Annotated in this window: 15 protein-coding genes; 8 read left to right on the plus strand and 7 right to left on the minus strand. The window is 32.0% G+C overall.

Annotated features, from left to right (window positions below; genetic code table 11):
• Positions 1-63: 63 nt before the first annotated feature.
• Positions 64-1,131 (minus strand): 3-deoxy-7-phosphoheptulonate synthase, encoded by a 1,068-nt coding sequence (locus tag EV01_RS00820; protein WP_032518024.1) that lies wholly within the window; start codon positions 1,129-1,131, stop codon positions 64-66.
• 97 nt (positions 1,132-1,228) lie between these two features.
• Here EV01_RS00820 and acnB point away from each other — a divergent pair, with 97 nt between their 5' ends.
• A complete protein-coding gene (gene acnB, locus EV01_RS00815; protein ID WP_080725734.1) occupies positions 1,229-3,802 on the plus strand; it encodes a bifunctional aconitate hydratase 2/2-methylisocitrate dehydratase in 2,574 nt (857 codons plus the stop codon).
• A 9-nt stretch (positions 3,803-3,811) separates the two neighbouring features.
• Complete coding sequence (locus EV01_RS00810; RefSeq protein WP_032518025.1) at positions 3,812-5,170, plus strand: ClC family H(+)/Cl(-) exchange transporter; 1,359 nt, start codon at positions 3,812-3,814, stop codon at positions 5,168-5,170.
• Between the two features lie 10 nt (positions 5,171-5,180).
• Here EV01_RS00810 and purU read toward each other — a convergent pair whose 3' ends face one another.
• Positions 5,181-6,035 carry a formyltetrahydrofolate deformylase gene (purU, locus tag EV01_RS00805; RefSeq protein ID WP_032518026.1) on the minus strand — a complete coding sequence of 285 codons (855 nt, stop codon included), beginning with the start codon at positions 6,033-6,035 and terminating at the stop codon, positions 5,181-5,183.
• 48 nt (positions 6,036-6,083) lie between these two features.
• Here purU and EV01_RS00800 point away from each other — a divergent pair, with 48 nt between their 5' ends.
• Positions 6,084-7,166, plus strand: a complete 1,083-nt coding sequence (locus tag EV01_RS00800) for an FAD-dependent oxidoreductase (RefSeq protein ID WP_032518027.1) — start codon at positions 6,084-6,086, stop codon at positions 7,164-7,166.
• On the opposite strand, the gene dnaK is transcribed toward EV01_RS00800, so the two are convergent.
• Positions 7,163-9,061 carry a molecular chaperone DnaK gene (dnaK, locus tag EV01_RS00795; protein ID WP_032518028.1) on the minus strand — a complete coding sequence of 633 codons (1,899 nt, stop codon included), beginning with the start codon at positions 9,059-9,061 and terminating at the stop codon, positions 7,163-7,165. The two genes, EV01_RS00800 and dnaK, sit on opposite strands and share 4 nt — an antisense overlap.
• Positions 9,062-9,178: 117 nt before the next feature.
• On the opposite strand from dnaK, the gene EV01_RS00790 reads away from it, so the two are divergent.
• Both EV01_RS00790 and rpsF read left to right on the plus strand, forming a co-directional pair.
• Positions 9,179-10,039, plus strand: coding sequence for a shikimate dehydrogenase (locus tag EV01_RS00790; protein WP_032518029.1), 861 nt, complete (start codon positions 9,179-9,181; stop codon positions 10,037-10,039).
• Positions 10,040-10,144: 105 nt separating this feature from the next.
• On the plus strand, positions 10,145-10,594 hold the full coding sequence (gene rpsF, locus EV01_RS0109215) for a 30S ribosomal protein S6 (RefSeq protein ID WP_032518030.1): 450 nt from the start codon (positions 10,145-10,147) through the stop codon (positions 10,592-10,594).
• Positions 10,595-10,615: 21 nt separating this feature from the next.
• On the opposite strand, the gene EV01_RS00785 is transcribed toward rpsF, so the two are convergent.
• Positions 10,616-11,830, minus strand: a complete 1,215-nt coding sequence (locus tag EV01_RS00785; RefSeq protein ID WP_032518031.1) for an argininosuccinate synthase — start codon at positions 11,828-11,830, stop codon at positions 10,616-10,618.
• A 284-nt stretch (positions 11,831-12,114) separates the two neighbouring features.
• Between EV01_RS00785 and EV01_RS0109225 the strand changes: the two genes are divergently transcribed.
• Genes EV01_RS0109225 through EV01_RS0109230 form a run of 3 tightly spaced genes read left to right on the plus strand, consistent with a single transcriptional unit; the run spans position 12,115 to position 13,708 of the window.
• Positions 12,115-12,393, plus strand: a complete 279-nt coding sequence (locus tag EV01_RS0109225) for a DUF3134 family protein (RefSeq protein ID WP_032518033.1) — start codon at positions 12,115-12,117, stop codon at positions 12,391-12,393.
• Positions 12,377-13,453: a phospho-N-acetylmuramoyl-pentapeptide-transferase gene (gene mraY, locus EV01_RS00780; protein ID WP_032518519.1), complete on the plus strand. Its 1,077-nt coding sequence runs from the start codon at positions 12,377-12,379 to the stop codon at positions 13,451-13,453. The genes EV01_RS0109225 and mraY overlap by 17 nt, the downstream gene beginning before the upstream one ends.
• 9 nt (positions 13,454-13,462) lie before the next feature.
• Positions 13,463-13,708, plus strand: coding sequence for a hypothetical protein (locus EV01_RS0109230; RefSeq protein WP_032518520.1), 246 nt, complete (start codon positions 13,463-13,465; stop codon positions 13,706-13,708).
• On the opposite strand, the gene EV01_RS00775 is transcribed toward EV01_RS0109230, so the two are convergent.
• From EV01_RS00775 to EV01_RS00765, 3 genes are all read right to left on the minus strand, one after another.
• On the minus strand, positions 13,642-15,051 hold the full coding sequence (locus tag EV01_RS00775; protein ID WP_032518036.1) for a glycosyltransferase: 1,410 nt from the start codon (positions 15,049-15,051) through the stop codon (positions 13,642-13,644). The two genes, EV01_RS0109230 and EV01_RS00775, sit on opposite strands and share 67 nt — an antisense overlap.
• A gap of 201 nt (positions 15,052-15,252) precedes the next feature.
• Complete coding sequence (uvrA, locus tag EV01_RS00770; RefSeq protein ID WP_032518037.1) at positions 15,253-18,156, minus strand: excinuclease ABC subunit UvrA; 2,904 nt, start codon at positions 18,154-18,156, stop codon at positions 15,253-15,255.
• A 54-nt stretch (positions 18,157-18,210) separates the two neighbouring features.
• Positions 18,211-19,890, minus strand: a complete 1,680-nt coding sequence (locus EV01_RS00765; protein WP_032518038.1) for an AAA family ATPase — start codon at positions 19,888-19,890, stop codon at positions 18,211-18,213.
• Positions 19,891-19,955: the final 65 nt, after the last annotated feature.

Below are 19,955 nucleotides of genomic sequence, written 5' to 3' on the forward strand. Positions count from 1 at the left end.
TTTTAGGAATAGATAATTTCATTGTTCCAATTTGTTCAGCATTATTTTTTAATTTTTTTATAACTAACTAAGTGAATTGTATAGAATAGCTAGTAAATTTTTTGTTGTTTCTATATCTATACAGGCATCCGTAATGCTTCTGCCAAACTCGAGATCCTCTTTTTTTAAAAGTTTTTGATTCCCTTCCTTCAAATGACTTTCTAACATAACTCCTAAAATATTTTTTTCACCATTACTTATTTGAGAAGCTATATTTTTTAGAACTTCTGACTGTTTTCGGAAATCTTTATTGGAATTTCCATGACTACAATCAATCATCACTTTATATGGAAGATTACATTGCCTCAATTCAGCTGAAATTCTTTTAACGTGATCACTCTCAAAATTTGGACCTTTTGAACCGCCCCTTAAAACTATATGTCCATCTGGATTTCCTGTAGTATTTACAATAGAAGCCATTCCGTTTTCATTTACACCTAAGAAATGATGAGATTTTGAAGCTGACTGCATTGCATTGATTGCAGTAGTAAAAGAACCATCTGTTCCATTTTTAAAGCCTATAGGCATTGATAATCCTGATGCCATTTCCCTATGTGTTTGACTTTCAGTAGTACGCGCACCTATAGCTGTCCAACTTATTAAATCGGCAATATATTGGGGAACAATTGGATCTAGTAATTCTGTAGCAGCGGGTACGCCACGGGTAGCTAGATATGAAAGTAAACTTCTCGCCCTTCTTAAACCAGTATTAATATCATAAGAATCATCTAGATGAGGATCATTTATCAATCCCTTCCAGCCAATAGTAGTTCTAGGCTTCTCGAAATATACTCTCATGATTATTTCTAATTTATCATTATAAATTTCTCGAAAGTTTTGGATATATTTTGAATATTCCTTCGCCGCCTCTAAATCATGAATTGAACATGGACCAACAATGACTAAAAGCTTTTGATCATTATGATGCAAAATGTTTTGTATCGATCTTCTAGTTTTAGATACTGTATTAGCAGAGGCGTTATCTAAAGGTATATCATTATGTAATCTGCTTGGAGGTATTAATGGACGCGTTTCAACAACATGTAAATCTGACGTCTTTTCTAAAGCTGAATTATTTGATGATGTCGTCATTGATTAATTAAGAAGTTTGAATATTTAAAAAAGCATTTATGAATACTCTCCTTTTCAATATTAAAAATAACAATAGATTAGGCATTAAACCTTACTAATGAAGAATTTGGAAACATTGCTAAAAGATTATGCAAATCACGTAGCAGAAAGAGCTGCCAAAGGTATACCTCCTTTGCCTTTAAATGCTGAGCAAACAAATTGTATTACAAAATTATTGGAACATGATAATACTTACAATTCATCTTATTTACTTGATTTACTGATAAATAGAGTACCACCAGGAGTTGATGAGGCTGCTTATGTAAAAGCAAGCTGGCTTACAGCTATTGTTAATTCCGAAAAATATTGCAAATTAATTAATCCTGAAAAAGCAATTGAAATATTAGGAACAATGATAGGCGGATATAATGTAAATTCTTTGGTTGAAATACTTAAAAGAGAAGATAATTTACTCGCTAAAAAAGCGGCAGAAGTTTTAAAAAATATTATTCTTGTTTACGACTCAGCTAATGAGATTTATGAATTATCTCAAAATAATACTTATGCAAAAGAAGTTGTAAATAGTTGGGCAAATGCAGAATGGTTCAAAAATAAAAAAGTTCTAGGGAAAGAGATTACTTGTTTAGTATTTAAAGTTGACGGGGAGACGAATACAGACGACTTATCTCCGGCTGTACATGCAACAACACGCCCTGATATTCCGATGCACGCATTGGCTATGTTGGAATTTAAAAAACCTGATGGACTTAAGATTCTTGATAATTTAAAAAAACAAAATTTACCAATAGCTTATGTAGGAGATGTTGTTGGAACGGGGAGTTCTAGAAAATCTGCTATTAATTCGCTCATTTGGCACATAGGAGAAGATATTGATTGTGTTCCAAACAAAAAAACAGGTGGAATAATAATTGGTAGCAAAATAGCCCCAATTTTCTTTAATACAGCACAAGATTCCGGGGCTTTACCTATTGAAGCTGATGTATCTCACATGAAAACAGGAGATGTAATAAAAATATATCCATATGAAGGTATTATTAAAAAAATTGAAAAAGAGTCAAATACTGAAGAATTAATAAGCAAATTCAACTTATTTCCATCAACTCTTACTGATGAAATTCAGGCTGGCGGAAGAATTAATCTTATGATTGGAAGATCTCTTACGGACAAAATAAGAAACAAATTAGATTTTCAACCGAGTGAAATATTTATCCGACCACAAAATCCAACCGAAAGCACTGACGGCTTTACTCAAGCTCAAAAAATAGTAGGCAAAGCATGCGGCTTAGATGGAGTTAGGCCAGGAATGACCTGCGAGCCAATTATGACGACAGTTGGTAGTCAAGACACTACTGGGCCAATGACTAGAGATGAACTAAAAGAATTAGCTTGTTTAGGATTTACTGCAGATTTAGTAATGCAAAGTTTTTGTCATACGGCTGCATATCCTAAACCAGTAGATCTAATTACACATAAAGAATTACCTGATTTTATATCTCAAAGAGGTGGAGTAGCTCTTAAGCCTGGAGATGGCATAATACATAGTTGGCTTAACAGAATGCTTCTTCCCGATACTGTTGGTACTGGTGGAGATAGTCATACAAGATTTCCACTTGGCATTTCATTTCCTGGAGGCTCTGGCATTGTTGCCTTTGCCGCTGCAATAGGGTCAATGCCATTAAATATGCCGGAATCTATACTGGTTAAATTTAAGGGTGAATTATTACCAGGAATTACTCTAAGAGATTTAGTAAATGCAATCCCTCTATTCGCTATTAAAAAAGGACTCTTAACTGTTGAGAAAGAAAATAAAAAAAATATATTTAACGGCAAAATTATGGAAATTGAGGGATTGCCAAACCTAAAACTTGAACAAGCTTTTGAACTTACTGATGCTACTGCAGAACGCTCCTGCGCTGGTAGCACAATACTTTTATCCCAAGAAACTGTTCAAGAGTACTTAAGGAGCAATATTTGTCTGCTTGAAAAAATGATCGAGAGCAATTATGAAGATTCAAAATCGATTTCAAGAAGAATCAATGATATGAAAAATTGGTTAAAAAAGCCATCATTAATTCAACCAGATTTAAACGCTCAGTATGAAGAAATCATTGACATTGATTTAGCAAAAGTAACACAACCTATAGTTGCTTGCCCTAACGATCCAGATAATGTAAAAGAAATCGCTGATGTAGCAAATACAAATATTGACGAGGTTTTTATAGGTTCTTGCATGACAAATATTGGTCACTACAGGGCAGCTGCGAAAGTTCTTGAAGGTGTACAAAATTTAAAATCTAAATTATGGATTTGTCCACCAACTAAAATGGATGAAGAAACTCTAAAAAATGAAGGTTACTATAAAATATTCGAAGATTGTGGTGCAAGGTTAGAGTTACCAGGCTGTTCTTTATGTATGGGAAATCAAGCCAGAGTTGATGAAGGTTCCGTGGTATTTTCTACAAGTACAAGAAATTTTGACAATAGACTTGGCAAGAATGCACAAGTCTTTTTAGGGAGCGCTGAATTAGCAGCAGTTTGCGCACTGCTTGGAAAAATACCTGAAGTTGAAGAATATCAGGATATTACTAAAAATAAAATTAATCCATATTCAAATGAACTTTATCGCTATCTTCAATTTGATGAAATAAAAGATTTCAGCTTGACAAAGTAATCATGAACTATGCAAAACTTTATAAAAGATAATATTCAAAAAACAAGTAATAATTCTTCTCGTAGCATCAAAAAATTATTAAAGCAGAGATCTCTAGTAGTTGCATTTTCGCTTTTATTGACAGGTTTAGGGGCCTCAATTACAAGCATATCTTTTAAAACTGGAATCTATTTTATTAATAATTGGAGATTAGCATTATTAGACCAATTCCCATCTATTGCTGTCTTACCTATTTTTGGAGCTCTGGGAGGAGCTATTGCAGGATATTTGATCAAGAATATAGCGCCTGCTGCAAAAGGTTCAGGCGTGAGTCAAATCATGGGTTTCTTAAGACATAAAAAAGTTCCAATGAATTTAAAAGTAGGTTTAGTAAAGCTCATTTCAGGAATTATTGCTATAGGTAGTGGATTCCCTTTAGGCCCAGAGGGTCCATCAGTTCAAATGGGAGGATCAGTAGCTTGGCAAATGGCCAAGTGGCTCAAAGCTCCTACAGCATTCAGAAGAGTAATAGTTGCAGCAGGCGGTGGTGCTGGAATAGCTGCGGTATTTAGCGCTCCATTAGGAGGGTTTGTCTATGCAATAGAAGAGTTATTAAACTCTGCTAGACCAGTAATTTTGCTATTAGTAGTAATTACAACTTTTATTGCAGATTCATCTGCTGATATTATTCAAGCCTTGGGTTTAGATCCTAAAGCAGGAGGCTTTGATTTTAACCTGGGATTTTTGATTCAAAAAGAATATGACCCATCGGTTTTTTTCTTGCCTGTAGATTTTATTTACTTAGTTTTATTAGGAATAATTATTGGGATGTTTGCAGAATTGTACAGCAGATATGTTTTGTTAATGCAAAATCTTGGGAAAAAATGGTACAAAAATAAATTTGTTTTAAAAATGAGTATCTGTGGACTTACTTTAGGAAGTATCTACTCTTGTTTACCCAGTACATTTCATAATTTAGATGAATTACAGAAAATAATAGCTGAACAAAATACAAGTATTGGAATTGCTTTATTAGCAGTTTTAGTACTGTTTATCACGACAGGTTTAGCTGCTGCATCTGGAGCTCCAGGAGGATTATTCTATCCAATGCTTACTTTAGGAGGATCAATAGGACTAATAATGGGAAGCGGGGTAGAAATTGCGACAGGGCATGCTCCAAGTACATACATTTTTGCGGGAATGGGAGCTTTCGTAGCTGGATGTTCGCGAACACCAATAACAGCAATGTTTTTAGCTTTTGCTTTAACAAAAAATTTATTGATAATGAAACCTGTCTTAATCAGCTGCATTGCCAGTTTCTTGATAGCAAGAGCTTTTAATGAAGAATCAATTTATGAAAGACAAATACAAATAGAATTAGAAGACTAAGAAAGTACCTTCAATCAAAAACAGCGGTTTTGCTGTTATAAACAAATACTTGATGATTTAGATGTAATCTAACCGCTCTTGCTAAAGCTATTCTTTCAATATCTCTTCCTTTTCTTATCAAATCATCAACTTCATCCCTATGACTTACATTAACAGTGCATTGCTCTATTATCGGGCCTTCATCAAGATCTTCAGTAACATAGTGAGCAGTAGCACCGATTAATTTAACACCTCTCTTCCATGCTCGATGATATGGTTGTCCTCCCTTAAATGCAGGTAAGAAAGAATGATGAATATTTATTATTGAAGGAAACTTTTTTAAAAAAGAATCACTCAAAATTTGCATATATTTGGCTAATACAACAAATTCAATTTCATATTCTTTTAATAAATTCAAAATTTGATCTTCAACAATAGATTTATCAATTTTAAAAGTATCAATATGGACAAATTTTGCATTAAAGTCATTTGCAATATTTTCAAGATCAGAATGATTAGAAATTATTAACGGCACTTTCATTTTGAGTTCACCATTTCTTACTCGCCAAAGTAAATCAATCAAACAATGATTTTGTTTACTCACGAAAATAGCAACATTTGGAATTTCATCAGAATAATTTACGTTAAATTTTCCGTTTACTTCATCTGCAATTTTTTGAAATTCATTATAAATTTCATCTCTATTAAAAAATGCTTTATTACTATTCCATTCAATTCGACTAAGAAACAAACCCGCGTCTTGGTCCGTATGATGATCAGAATGCTTTATATTGCCACCATAGTTTGAAATCCAACTTGTAAGTAAACTTACTAGACCAGGACGATCGGGACAAACAATTTTGAATATAATTGAAGGATGTTCCAAAAAATCTTTAACTATTAAGTCAAATAAGCAAGTATATCTAATATATCAATGAAAAGCTTAAAAGAAAATTTTCAAAAAAAACATATAGTTATTATTGGATCAGGAATTATTGGAAAATTTAACGCCTTAGAATTGTCAGAATTAGGTTTTCAAATAACAATAATAGATCCATCTCAACTCCAAAATAGTAGCAATGCAGCTTTAGGCTTACTGATGGGTAATATGTATCAAAAAAGAAGAGGGAGGAGCTGGGACCTAAGGAAGCAAAGCATTGAATTATGGCCAAAATGGATTGAATTCCTGCAAAAATTTAATAATAAATTAAATATCGAAAAACCATTAATACAACTTACTACGAATGAAGAAAAATTTAAAAAATTAAAGAAATTTATTTATGAAAATAATAATCTAGACTTACAAGTTCTTGAAAGAGACTCGCCTATTATTGCAAAGATAAATAGAGCATTTCAGACAAACAATATAAGAGGAATGATGTCCATCAAAGATGGAAAAATTAATGCTAAATCATTACTTAAGACATTAGATAAATATCTAAATAATAAAAAAATAAATTTTTTAAAAGAAGAAATAATAAAAATCAGAAAATCAAACAAACAGTGGATTTCTACAACAATTAACAATGAAGAAATTAAATCTGACATAGTTATTTTGTGTAACTCTTTAAAAGCGGTTGATTTAATAGATAACCTATCTCATAACATCAAATTAAAGCCTGTCTTAGGTCAAGCTATAGAAGTTGATATAAATGATGCAGAAGTTGATTTATTATCTCTACCAAAACAATTCAACATAGATGGTAAAAATATAATTCCAAAATCAAAAAACAAGCTAATTATTGGTTCAACTGATGAAAATAGTACTAAACCCGAAGAAAATATATTTGAAAAATTAACAAATTTTCTCGATAAAAAACCAAGTTGGCTTGCCAAAGGTAAAGTCTCTAAAAAGTGGTTTGGTATAAGATCAAGACCAGATGGAGAACCTTCACCAATTATGAAAAATTTAGAAGATGGACTGATTATATGTACAGGTTTTTATAAAAATGGGATTTTACTTGCACCAGCTTGTTCTAAATGGGTCGCTAATGAAATTAAAAAATACCTTTCTTAATCTTTTGTTTCAGTAAAGTCTGCATCAATAACATCATCTCCACCTTTTTCATTTGAGTCATTCTGATCAGGCCCACCAGCTGCAGGAGGCTGATTTCCAGGTTGCTGATAAACAGATGAACCAACTGCATAAAGTTCTTGCTGAAGTTCTTCAAGAAGTTTTTTCATTGATTCATAATCTTCTTTAGATGTGGCCTCTTTTAAGGCATTGCTTTTTTCTTCAACCTTAGACTTTGCCTCAGCATCAATTTTATCTCCCAATTCACCAAGTTGCTTTTCTGTCTGATAGACAAGTGTTTCAGCTTGGTTTTTTAGATCAATTTTTTCTCTTTTTTCTTTATCTGCTGAAGCATTTGATTCAGCATCTTTTACCATTTTTTCTACTTCATTATCGGACAAAGTAGAAGCACCAGTGATAGAGATACTTTGCTCTTTACCACTTCCTTTATCTTTAGCAGTAACACTAAGAATACCATTTGCATCAATATCAAAAGTAACTTCAATTTGCGGAACACCTCTAGGAGCTGAAGGTATACCATCTAATCTAAAGGTTCCTAAACTTTTATTATCAGAAGCCATTTCTCTTTCACCTTGTAATACATGAATTTCTACATTTGTTTGACCATCCACAGCAGTTGAATATGTTTCAGACTTTTTTGTAGGAACTGTAGTATTTCGATTTATCATTTTTGTCATTACTCCCCCTAAGGTCTCTACACCTAAAGAAAGCGGAGTAACATCAAGCAATAATATATCTTTAACTTCTCCTGCTAGAACTCCTCCCTGAATTGCAGCACCAACAGCTACTACCTCATCAGGATTTACAGTTTGATTTGGTTCTTTACCTATTATTTTTTTAACTAAATCTAATACAGCGGGTATTCTAGATGAGCCTCCAACCATTACAACCTCGTCAATTTCAGTAGTAGAAATTTTTGCATCACTTATAGCTCTCTCAACTGGAGTCTTGCATCTATCAATTAATGAAGCGGCTAATTCCTCAAACTTTGCTCGAGTTAGGTTCAAATCTAAATGTTTTGGACCTTCAGGAGTGGCTGTAATAAAAGGTAGATTTATCTCACTTTGGGTGGCATTTGAAAGTTCAATTTTTGCTTTTTCTGCTGCTTCAGTAAGTCTTTGTAAAGCTTGCTTATCTTGTCTAAGGTCGATCCCCTCATTTGATTTAAAGGTACTAGCTAAATGATCAACGATACATCTATCAAAATCATCTCCCCCAAGATGAGTATCACCCGATGTAGAGAGAACTTCAGTTACTCCATCACCAGCTTCAATCACTGAGACGTCGAATGTTCCTCCCCCTAAATCAAAAACAAGAATTTTTTCATTTTCTTTATCTAAACCATATGCTAAAGCTGCAGCAGTTGGCTCATTGACAATTCTTAGAACTTCTAAACCTGCAATCTTACCTGCATCTTTTGTGGCCTGTCTTTGAGAATCATTAAAATAAGCTGGAACCGTAATTACAGCCTGTGTAACTTTTTCACCAAGGTATTTACCCGCATCATCTGCTAACTTTCTTAAAACTTGAGAGCTTACTTCTTCAGGAGAAAACTGCTTGTCTAAAATAGGGCATTTTAATTTAACACTTGAGCCAGACTTTTCAACAGAGTAACTAACTTCTTTAGATTCTTCATTAACTTCATCGACTCTTCTACCAACAAAACGCTTTGCAGAATAAAAAGTATTTTCAGGATTCATAACAGCTTGTCTTTTAGCAATTTGTCCAACAAGCTGATCTTGATTCTTTGTATATGCAACAACTGATGGAGTAGTTCTGAAACCCTCAGCATTTGCTATTACAGTGGGTTTACCACCTTCCATAACAGCGACACAACTATTAGTTGTTCCTAAATCGATTCCTACAACCTTACCCATGGGTAAATTCTTATATTTGATATTCTCCATAATCGGTCATCGGGGTCATTATTGTTACTCAGAGACGGGGTGTGGTTCCCGAACAGGTCTTTATTTTTTAAGAAAAAATTTCTAAAAATGATTTCAAGCAAAACATCTTTTATTGCATTAATCGGTAATCCAATAGAGCATTCTTTGTCACCGATTATGCAAAATGCTGCACTTCAATATTTAGGTCTTGATTTAATTTATATTGCCATACCTTGCAAAGATGAAGATCTTGAATTAGTTCTGAATTCTTTAAAAAAAATTAATTGCAAAGGTCTAAATATTACAATTCCCCACAAAGAAAAAGTATTTAACCTCTGTAGTGAAATTTCGCCTATTGCAAGAAAATTGAAAGCAATTAATACTCTAAAGTTAAATTCTGAAAAAGAATGGAGCGCAACTAACACAGATGTAGAAGGTTTTATTTATCCGTTAAAAACATTGAAATTAACAAAAAAGAAATCTATTGTTCTTGGCTCTGGTGGTGCAGCACGATCAGTTATTCAAGGATTAATAAATTTAAATCTTTCAAGAATTTCAGTAGTATCAAGAAATAAATCACAACTAGATGACTTAATAAAAAATTTTGAAAATCAGATTGAACTTGAAGGTTTGTTAAACAATGATAATCAAGCTCAAAATTTAATTGAAGAGGCAGATTTAGTCGTAAATACAACACCAGTAGGAATGAACACAGCAAAACATGAAATGAATGTATTGCCATATGGGGAGTCTTTTTGGAGACCTCTTAACTCAAAAACAATAGTTTATGATTTAATCTACAATCCTTCTCCTACTCATCTATTGAAATTTAGCGCTAACAAAGGATGTATGACTATCGATGGTTTGCAGATGCTTGTTGCTCAGGGATTGAAATCATTATCATTCTGGACAAATGGCTTAGAAGTACCTTTTCATATTATGAATGAAGCAATCAAAAATTATCTTTAAAATAAATGATGCTAATTTTCAAGGAACTGCACATCATGATGTATCGTTAAAGATGAACAGACGCTCATCACATCAATTCATGAGCCAAAGACCTTGTCTGAAACTATGAAAGATCAACAATCTTATTACGAAACCATGTACATCCTCCGCCCAGATATTGCGGAAGATGAAGTAACTAACCACATTGATAAATACAATAAACTTTTAGAAGAATTTGGCGGTTCCATTCTCGATAGTCAAATGAGGGGTAAAAGAAGATTAGCCTATCCAATTTCAAAACATAGAGAAGGTATTTACGTTCAACTAAGTCATCAAGGTGATGGACAACATATTTTCAAAATTGAAAAGGCAATGAGACTTAGTGATGATGTTATAAGATATATGACCGTTAAACAAGAAGGACCTTTGCCAACTCCAAGACCTTCTACTCAAAATTCAACTCAAAAAGATGATAAAGATAAAGAAAATCCAGAAGCCAAAGCTAAATCTAAAGAAACACAACCTTTAGCGAGCGCAGATACTTCAACTTCGGCACAAGATGATATTGCAACCTAATAAAATGCATAATCTTAAATATTAATCTTTTGTTTTTGAATTTAATTCAGCCCATATTTTATTAGACATACCCCACATATAAATAAAACCCTCTGCTAAAGAGTGATTGAAAACATCCTCTTTGTTGTAAGTTGCCAAATCTTCCCTGTAAAGTGAATTATTTTCCGACATTCTTCCAATTACTATTGCGTTCCCCTTATGAAGTCTAATCTTTACTCTTCCATTAACTGAAGTTTGCGTCGATGAAATAAATGCATCTAAACTATCTTTAAGAGGTCCAAACCAAAAACCTTGGTAGACTAATTGACCCCATTTTTTTTCTACTATTCCTTTAAAGTCGATAACGTCAGGGTTTAATGTAATGCTCTCTAATTCTTTGTGAGCTTTGATTAAAAGTAAAAGGCCAGGTGTTTCGTAAATCTCTCTACTTTTAATTCCGACTACTCTATCTTCAATCATATCTATTCTTCCAAAACCATGCGCACCTGCAAGATCATTTGCTTTTTGAATAATCTCTAATGAAGTTAAAAATTCATCATTAATTCCAACTGGAAAACCATTTTTAAAAATAATTTCTATTTCCTGAGGGGAATCAGGTGCATTATCAATTGATGATGTCATCGCAAATATATCCTCAGGCGCTTCTTGCATTGGGTCTTCTAAAATCCCCGCTTCAACACTTCTACCAAGTAAGTTAACGTCTATTGAATAAGGTGATTTTTTTGATACTGGGGCAGGAATACCAAATTTTTCTCCATATACTATCGCCTCCTCCCTACTCATATTCCACTCCCTTGCAGGAGTAATTATTTTCAAATCAGGGCCTAAAGCATTAATTGCCAAATCAAATCGAACCTGATCATTGCCTTTACCAGTACATCCATGAGCTACCGCATCAGCATTAATCTCTCGAGCAATATTTACTAGATTTTCAGCAATTAAAGGCCTTGCAAGAGCTGTAGACAAAGGATATTTATCTAAATATAGTGCGTTTGCTCTAATAGCTGGAAAAGCATATTTCTCAACAAATCTATTAACTAAGTTACCAACAATTGATTTAGACGCACCAGAATTTAAAGCTTTTTGTCTAATAAATTCTAAATCCTCGCCTTGTCCAAGATCTGCTACAAAAGTAACCACTTCTGAAATTCCATATTCATTTTTTAAGTATGGAATACAAACACTCGTATCTACCCCACCAGAATACGCTAGTACAACTTTGTTTGCCTGCTGCATCTAAATTTGCTCCATAAATTTAAATTTTTTACGTAATTAAGAATTTGAAAATTTATTAAAAACTAATATTATTGTAACTAAAAGAGCTGGACCAAAAACTAGTAATAATAGAAGAAAGTTATTAATTATTAAAACATTAGGATTCAAGTATCCAATAAGTTTGAATAATCCAGACAGAGACAATGAAATTAGCCAGATAAAAAAATATTTTAAATTTGCTTTATCAAACAAAGTTTTTCGTGTGCATCATTATGTATTATCTTATATATAGAACATAACCTTTAATGGACTCAAATACACTGAAACTTAGATTAGACGATATTTCTGAAGTCAACCCTGCTTTAACTTGCTACCACAGAGATGATCCAGCTCCTGTATTGCCATTAAGGGATGAACCTGATCTACTATCTTGGCTTGAAAATACAGGAAGACTTGTTGCGGAAAAAGAAGGTGATTCACAAGAAATTAGTACTATAGAAGAAGAAGAACTTTCAGCTCTTATGGGAGAAAAAGAAGATTATAAGACTGAAGAAGACCCTTCAGAGGATGATTGGGAAGATTAAAAAGTTTAACGCTAAAACATTAATAATATTAAATACTTTCGCTTTATTAATAACCTCTTATTTTTTTAATAATTTTATTCTTCTAGGAGTTTATACATTATTTTTTTTTATTTCTTTATTAGCAACAAAAAATGGTCTAAAAATAATTAGAAAATTTAATTTAATTCAAAATATTAGAACTGAAGGGCCCTCTAATCACTATAAAAAAAGTAATACACCAACAATGGGCGGAATTTTTATGATAGTTCCTTTTTTATTTTTTCTTTTGATAATAACTGTAAATTTAGGTTCTCAAGAATTATTTCTGTTATTTCTGACTGTTTTTGGTTTCTTTATAACAGGGTTTTTAGATGATTATTTAAGTATTAAATACAAAGAAAATACAGGGTTAAAAGCAAAAGAAAAATTTATTCTACAAAGTATTATCTCAATAGTTTTTATAATACTAGCCTATGAAAAAAATTTATTAAATCCATCAATAACTATATCTCAATCCTGGGGAATAAATATGAATATTTTCATATTACCAATTTCTTTTTTAGTGCTAGTTGGCCTTAGTAATGCAGTAAATTTGACTGATGGACTAGATGGATTAGCAGCTGGATGCAGTGCGATTGTCTTTTGTGGATTAGGAACAGAAATATTAATGAAAGAACAGCAAGAACTTTTTATTTTTAGCATCTTTTGTTATTCAATGTCCGGCATATGTTTAGGATTTCTCAAGTACAATAGTTATCCTGCAAAAATATTTATGGGTGACACAGGATCTCTAAGTATTGGTGCAATACTGGGTTCTATAGCGTTATTAACCGATAGCATTTTTACCTTATCTATTTTCTCAGGAATATTTATTATTGAATCATTGTCAGTAATGATTCAAGTAAGTTTTTTTAAAATCACAAAAAAATTATTTCAAAGAGGTAAACGCATATTTTTAATGACTCCACTACATCACCATTTTGAACTTCTAGGAATTAAGGAACAAAAAATAGTTGAAAATTTTTGGAAAATCAACATTTTACTTGTAATTTTAGGTATAGTTTTAAAAATCAATCTTTAGAAATTTGTTATGAGTTTTTTTACATGGAAAGATAATGGATTAACAAGTGATTGCTCAAGTCTTGATGCAATGGCATCAAGATTCGAAGAAACTGCCAACTTAATGAAAAAACTATCTAAGAAAGGTTTCAAACTAAAAAAAACTCATAACAATCAAGTAATTCTTCACCCTGATCCTAAAGTATTCGATCAATGGGGTTTTATTAGTGAAGAACTTCCTTTTAAACAACTCTGTTTAATATCAGATGAAGAATAACTATTTGATCTTGAAAACTCTTCTGTAAGTATTGATAAATAATTTCGTACATGAGTGTTCCAACTAAAATGCCTATTAACACCTTCAATACCATTTCTGCTCCATAATTTCCACTGATTATTGTTAGAAATTCCTTTTTCAAGAATAACTTTCAACTCATTAATATCAGTAACATCAACTAAAAGTCCATTTTCACATTTTGAGCGAATTTCTTTTGGTCCTCCATCATTTGTTGATATTATTGGTAACCCACATGACGAAGCCTCAAGAAGTGTCAAGCCAAAAGGCTCTGTTAAAGCTGGATTTACAAATACACCCCCTCTGCTTGCAGCCCACCTATATAAAGCAGGTATCTGACTTGGAAGATGCTGTTTTGGATAAGCCACTTTTCCATACAAATTATATTTATCAATCGTTTCAAAAATATTATTGAAAACACTTTTTTGTTGAGGATCAAGTTTTGAAGTATTATCTCGACAACCCAAAATTAAAATTAAATTAGCTTTTCTTTTTAATTTTTCAGATCTTCCATATGCCTCAATCAAAGAGGGGATATTTTTTCTTCGTACAGCTCTAGAAATATTTAATAATGGAGGTTTCGTAGGATCCTTTAAAAAAGGTTGCATCATATTGTCAATTTCGGCTGTCTCTGTAGTCGAGTGAATATGATGAAACTTATTATGGTCGATACCAGGAGGAATTACTCTAGCTTTGTGAGGTGAAAAAGAAGAATATTGGGAATATTGATACACTGACTCTTGTTTAGTGCTTGTAACAACAATATCTGCAGACTTCAATGCTTTTTCTTCTGCCTCAATTCTTTTACTTATAGAATAAAATTTTTCTATTTGATAATTTTTTAAACCAGTATCAAGCAGTTTCCTTTTTTTCTCTCTGCCTAAAGAATGACCAGTAAAAATAAGAGGAACGTTTAAGGATTTACTTAGTTTAACTCCTACATATCCAGCATCTGCATAATGTGCATGAATGAAATTAGGCTTTTTGTTTTTTTTATAGTAAGAAATTAGTCTTTCAGTTAAATGATCTAAATAAGGCCAAAGCAATTCCTTTCTTAAATATTTATTAGGTCCAAATTTGAATCTTAAAATTCTCACTCCAGGTTCTACAAATTCTTCTTCTTGAGAATATTCATCGTCTACTTTAGGGTCTGTTATTAAACGAGTAACTAAATCTACTTGATCAACTTCTGAAGTATTAGCCAAGCTTTTAATTAACTCTAAAACATATTGTGTTTGCCCTCCTGTATCTGCATCCCTGCCTAACTCAAGATTTTTAGAACGTATAAGACCATGTAAATGTAAATGTAAAAATTTCAACCTCATTCAGTAAAACCTCCGATCAACGGCCTTTAATACAAATAAGCTGATTTTTCTAAGGAAATATTAAGAAAGCATTATGATTTGAAATTTTTTTTACATGAAAGTTTTCAAAAACGCAGTCATAGAGGAATGTTATACCCCTTTAAAAAAGAATTTCATATTACTGAAATATTTAAAATAAAAAGAAATGCAACAAGGATTTTCTTATTTCAGAACCTTTTTAAGATATTTTGCTGTATGACTTGTAGGACTTTTAGCTACATCCTCGGGAATACCTTCTGCAATGATTTCTCCTCCTTTATCCCCTCCATCAGGTCCTAAATCGATAATCCAATCTGAACATCTAATAACATCTAAATTATGTTCAATAACAATTACTGAATTACCTTTATCTACCAAACGTTGTATCACATCCATTAATTTATGAACATCATAAAAACTTAACCCTGTAGTTGGTTCATCAATCAAATATAAAGTTTTTCCAGTAGCCCTTTTTGACAATTCCGTAGCCAACTTAACTCTTTGAGCCTCTCCACCAGATAATGTAGGAGCTGGCTGGCCTAATTTGACATATCCTAAGCCAACATCAACCAATGTAGATAATCTATCAGCAGCTTGAGGTATAGCAGAAAAAGTTTCTGCAGCTTGTTCAACAGTCATCTCTAAAACGTCAGATATATTGAAACCTTTATATTTCACCTGAAGAGTTTCCCTATTAAAACGAGCTCCTTTACATACTTCACATTGAACATACACATCAGGTAAAAAATTCATTTCAATTACATTGACTCCCTGACCTTTACAAGCTTCGCATCTTCCTCCTTTCACATTAAAGCTAAATTGACCAGCCTGATAACCTCTTGCTTTTGCTTCTACTGTGGCAGTAAATATCTGCCTTATAGGATCAAAAGCACCTGTATATGTAGCAGGATTTGATCTTGGAGTTCTTCCTATTGGAGATTGATCAATAACGATAACTTTGTCAATTGCCTTTATACCCTTTAACTCTTTTACACCCTGAGGAAAAGGGACTTTTAATCCTAGCGAATGACATAATGCAGGATGAAGTAATTCATTTATCAAAGTGCTCTTCCCACTTCCACTCACACCAGTTACAGCAACTAATCTTCCTAAAGGAAATTCAACAGAAATATTTTTTAAATTATTTTTAGAACAATTATTTAAAATTAAACTTTTTTTTACAGATGATCTACGTTCTTTTGGGGTAGGAATCGATTTTCTACCACTAAGATAAGCTCCCGTTAATGACTTTTCTGAATTTAAGACATCTTGATAAGATCCTTTAGCAATAATTTCCCCACCATAAACACCTGCCCCTGGTCCAATATCTACTAAATAATCTGCGGATTTCATAGTATCTTCATCATGTTCAACGACAACCAAAGTATTTCCCAAGTCTCTTAAGCTTTTTAATGTTTCTAATAATCTGTCATTGTCTCTCTGATGCAAACCAATACTTGGTTCATCTAGTACATATAAAACGCCAGTAAGACCTGCACCTATTTGTGTAGCCAATCTAATACGCTGAGCCTCACCACCAGACAAAGTCATAGCTGGTCTATCTAAAGTTAAATAATCTAAACCTACATTAATTAAAAACTTCAAACGTAAACGAATCTCTTTTAAAACCAATTCTCCTATCTGCTTTTGTTTTTCTGATAAATATACACTGTCTTTCTTTGTCTTACCTAAGCCCATGATGCGCTCTACGTGATTTAGGGTTTCAGAAACGCTTATAGAAGTTAAATCAGTAATGTTATAAGGACCAAGTTTAACTGCCAAAGCCTCAGGTCTTAATCTTTTTCCAGAACATGTCTTACAGGGAACTAATTCTAGATACTTTTCTAATTTTTGTTTAACTGATTCCCCATTGGCTTCATTTAATTGCCTTTCCAATATTGGCAAAATCCCCTCAAAAGGTCTTTCAAAACCACTAGAAGTTTTAAAACGACTATCAGCTTGAATTAATATTGGTTTATCTGATCCCAAAAGTAATACTTTTTTTTGCAAATCACTTAAATCTTTCCAAGGAGTTTTTAATTCAAAACCATAAGCTTGTCCTACAGAATAAAGTAAAGAGAAGTAATAAGTATTATCTTTTTCACTCCAAGGAGCTATTGCAGCATAAACAGGTAATATTTTATCAGGTATAACTCTATCAGCAGTAAATTTTTTTAAATAACCAATCCCATGGCAATCTGGACAGGCCCCATATGGGCTATTAAAAGAAAATAATCTAGGAGAAAGTTCTTCAACAATAGATCCATGTACAGGACATGCATAATTTTCTGAGTAAAGTTTTTCTCTTTCTAAGTTAGAAGGTAAGTTTTCTCCTTTTTTTGGAACAACTTCTACTATTGCTAAGCCATCTCCTCTTTTGAGACAAGTTTGTAGAGAATCATTTAATCTTTCTTGTATGCCATCTCTTGCAATTAATCTATCGACTACTACCTCAATATTATGAATTTGATTTTTATCTAATTCAATACTATCAGCAAGTTCTCTTACCTCTCCATTGATTCTAACCCTGGCAAATCCTTCAGCAGCTAGTCCGCTTATTAATTTTGTATGTGTTCCTTTCTTACCTCTTACAACAGGAGCCAACAATTGGTACCTTGTTCCTTCTGGTAAAAGAAGAATTTGATCCACCATTTCATCTATTGTTTGAGGCGCAATTGGAATCCCACAATGGTGACAATGCGGCTCACCAGCACGACCAAACAATAGTCTTAAATAATCTTGTATTTCCGTTACTGTTCCAACTGTTGATCGAGGATTATGACTTGTGGATTTTTGATCAATTGAAATAGCAGGTGATAACCCTTCAATATTGTCAACATCTGGTTTATCTACTTGACCTAAAAATTGCCTTGCGTATGCAGAAAGACTCTCAACATATCTTCTTTGACCTTCAGCAAAAATAGTATCAAAGGCCAAAGAACTTTTACCACTTCCACTCACACCTGTAAAAACTATAAATTTATTCCTAGGTAGAGAAAGATCAATATTTTTTAAATTATGCTGACGAGCTCCTCTAATATTAATTGAGTTATCTTCTCCAAAACCATTATCAACTTTATTAACCATGTTTAAATCTAAATTATGATTTAAAAAGGTTATTATAGTGGAATTTTTTTTATTTTACGCAGCGGAGCAATCAAGAAGTTTAGAAGCATATTCGTTTACTTCGCATGAACCTCCACCTATGAGTTCTATTAATTCATTTTTTCTTTGATTTTTTGTAGTTAGTTTTGCGATTGAAGTATAAGTTATCCCATTAATTACGTTTTTATTAACTTTGAAATGAGCTGATCCCCTAGCAGCGAGGAATGGCTGATGTGTAATACATAAAACTTGTTGATTTTTTGAAATTTCTTTTATAAGCTCCACCAAAGAAAATAGAGATTTACCACTCAAACCACTATCAATTTCATCTAAAAAGAAAGTATTGGGTTTTTTAGAAATACTAGATTTAATAGCTAACAAAAATCTTGACATTTCTCCGCCAGAAATAACATTTGATAATGGAGCAAGCTTCTGATCAGGATTAGCCGAGAACAAAAAATTTATATCATCAATTCCATCACCAGAAGGCTTACATTCAGAAAATTGAATTGAAAAATTTGCATTTTCTAAGCCTAAATTTCTTAAAATTGAAATTACTGAATTTTGTAACTGTTTAGCAATTTTTTTTCTTTCAGTAGATTGAATAACAAATAAAGAATTTAGATTACTTTGTAAATTCTCAATTTGAGCTTTTATCCTGGAAATCTCATTATCTTGATCATTTTGTTGAAAATACGTTTTTAATTGATCGCGCTTTTCAATTAATTGAGTTAAATCCAATGAAAAAGTTCTCTCTAAGTTTTTTAAAAAGAATAATCTTTTTTGTATTTCTGGAAGATTAGATTCATAATTTTCTATTTCTTGCAAATATGATTTTAGTTCAAAAATTAAATCTTCAATATCAGCATGAATATTTAATAACTTCTCTCTAAATTTTTGAATCTCTAAATCAAAATCTGCTGTTTTATTTAAAATCTTTAGTGATTGATTTATAAAAGAAGTTACTGAAGGTTCATCGTGACTGAAATTATTTAACTTTTCTAATGATGATTGAATTGAATTATTAATTTCAAGATTATTTACAAGTTTATTTTCTAATAACTCTAATTCTAAAATTTCTTCACTTGAATTTAAATCAGCTTCTTCTAAACTCTCCAACATATGTTTAATTGCCAAATTTTTTTCATCTAGCTTCTTAGAAAATTCTATTTTTTCATCCATTAAGCTTTTTAAAACTTTAGTTTCGCCCCATATACTTTTAATCCTTTCGCTAGTATCTCTTGATTCTTGAGAACATAAGTCATCAATAATTAGTCTTCTCTTATCTAAAGAATCAAAGATAAAAGTGTCAGATTGACCTGCGAAATCTATTAGAAATCGTCCAAGTTTTTCTAATAATTGTCTATTAATTGGTAGATCATTAAGGCTATATTTGGATATAATTTTTTTATTTTTTTTGTAAGATTTTCTTTTAATTTGTAGTTCTGAAGAAGATATTTCAAAACCATTACTAATTAACCAACTATTAATTTGAAAAGAAGAAGAAAATATCGCCTCAATAACGCAAAAATCTTTTCCTGGACGTAATAAATGTTTTAGAGGTATATTAGTTCCACCAAATAAAGCATTTAGGGAATCCAAAATTAATGATTTTCCTGAACCTGAATCACCAGTTATGATATTCAAACCTTTTTCGAAATTAATTTCTATAATTTCTATTAATGCAATATTTTCTATTTTTAGTTGTACTAACATGATAAATCTTCCATATAAAAAAATTAACTTCTTTTTTAAAAAAATAAAGGTTTTAAATATATAAA

This window comes from Prochlorococcus marinus str. MIT 9401, assembly GCF_000760095.1.
Taxonomy (GTDB): domain Bacteria; phylum Cyanobacteriota; class Cyanobacteriia; order PCC-6307; family Cyanobiaceae; genus Prochlorococcus_A; species Prochlorococcus_A marinus_I.

Excerpts from the sequence above, each read along its gene's own strand:
- EV01_RS00820 (WP_032518024.1), bottom strand. The coding sequence starts at position 1,131 with ATGACGACATCATCAAATAATTCAGCTTTAGAAAAGACGTCAGATTTA.
- acnB (WP_080725734.1), top strand. The coding sequence starts at position 1,229 with ATGAAGAATTTGGAAACATTGCTAAAAGATTATGCAAATCACGTAGCA.
- EV01_RS00810 (WP_032518025.1), top strand. The coding sequence starts at position 3,812 with ATGCAAAACTTTATAAAAGATAATATTCAAAAAACAAGTAATAATTCT.
- EV01_RS00800 (WP_032518027.1), top strand. The coding sequence starts at position 6,084 with ATGAAAAGCTTAAAAGAAAATTTTCAAAAAAAACATATAGTTATTATT.
- dnaK (WP_032518028.1), bottom strand. The coding sequence starts at position 9,061 with ATGGGTAAGGTTGTAGGAATCGATTTAGGAACAACTAATAGTTGTGTC.
- EV01_RS00790 (WP_032518029.1), top strand. The coding sequence starts at position 9,179 with ATGATTTCAAGCAAAACATCTTTTATTGCATTAATCGGTAATCCAATA.
- rpsF (WP_032518030.1), top strand. The coding sequence starts at position 10,145 with ATGAAAGATCAACAATCTTATTACGAAACCATGTACATCCTCCGCCCA.
- EV01_RS00785 (WP_032518031.1), bottom strand. The coding sequence starts at position 11,830 with ATGCAGCAGGCAAACAAAGTTGTACTAGCGTATTCTGGTGGGGTAGAT.
- EV01_RS0109225 (WP_032518033.1), top strand. The coding sequence starts at position 12,115 with ATGGACTCAAATACACTGAAACTTAGATTAGACGATATTTCTGAAGTC.
- mraY (WP_032518519.1), top strand. The coding sequence starts at position 12,377 with ATGATTGGGAAGATTAAAAAGTTTAACGCTAAAACATTAATAATATTA.
- EV01_RS0109230 (WP_032518520.1), top strand. The coding sequence starts at position 13,463 with ATGAGTTTTTTTACATGGAAAGATAATGGATTAACAAGTGATTGCTCA.
- EV01_RS00775 (WP_032518036.1), bottom strand. The coding sequence starts at position 15,051 with ATGAGGTTGAAATTTTTACATTTACATTTACATGGTCTTATACGTTCT.
- uvrA (WP_032518037.1), bottom strand. The coding sequence starts at position 18,156 with ATGGTTAATAAAGTTGATAATGGTTTTGGAGAAGATAACTCAATTAAT.
- EV01_RS00765 (WP_032518038.1), bottom strand. The coding sequence starts at position 19,890 with ATGTTAGTACAACTAAAAATAGAAAATATTGCATTAATAGAAATTATA.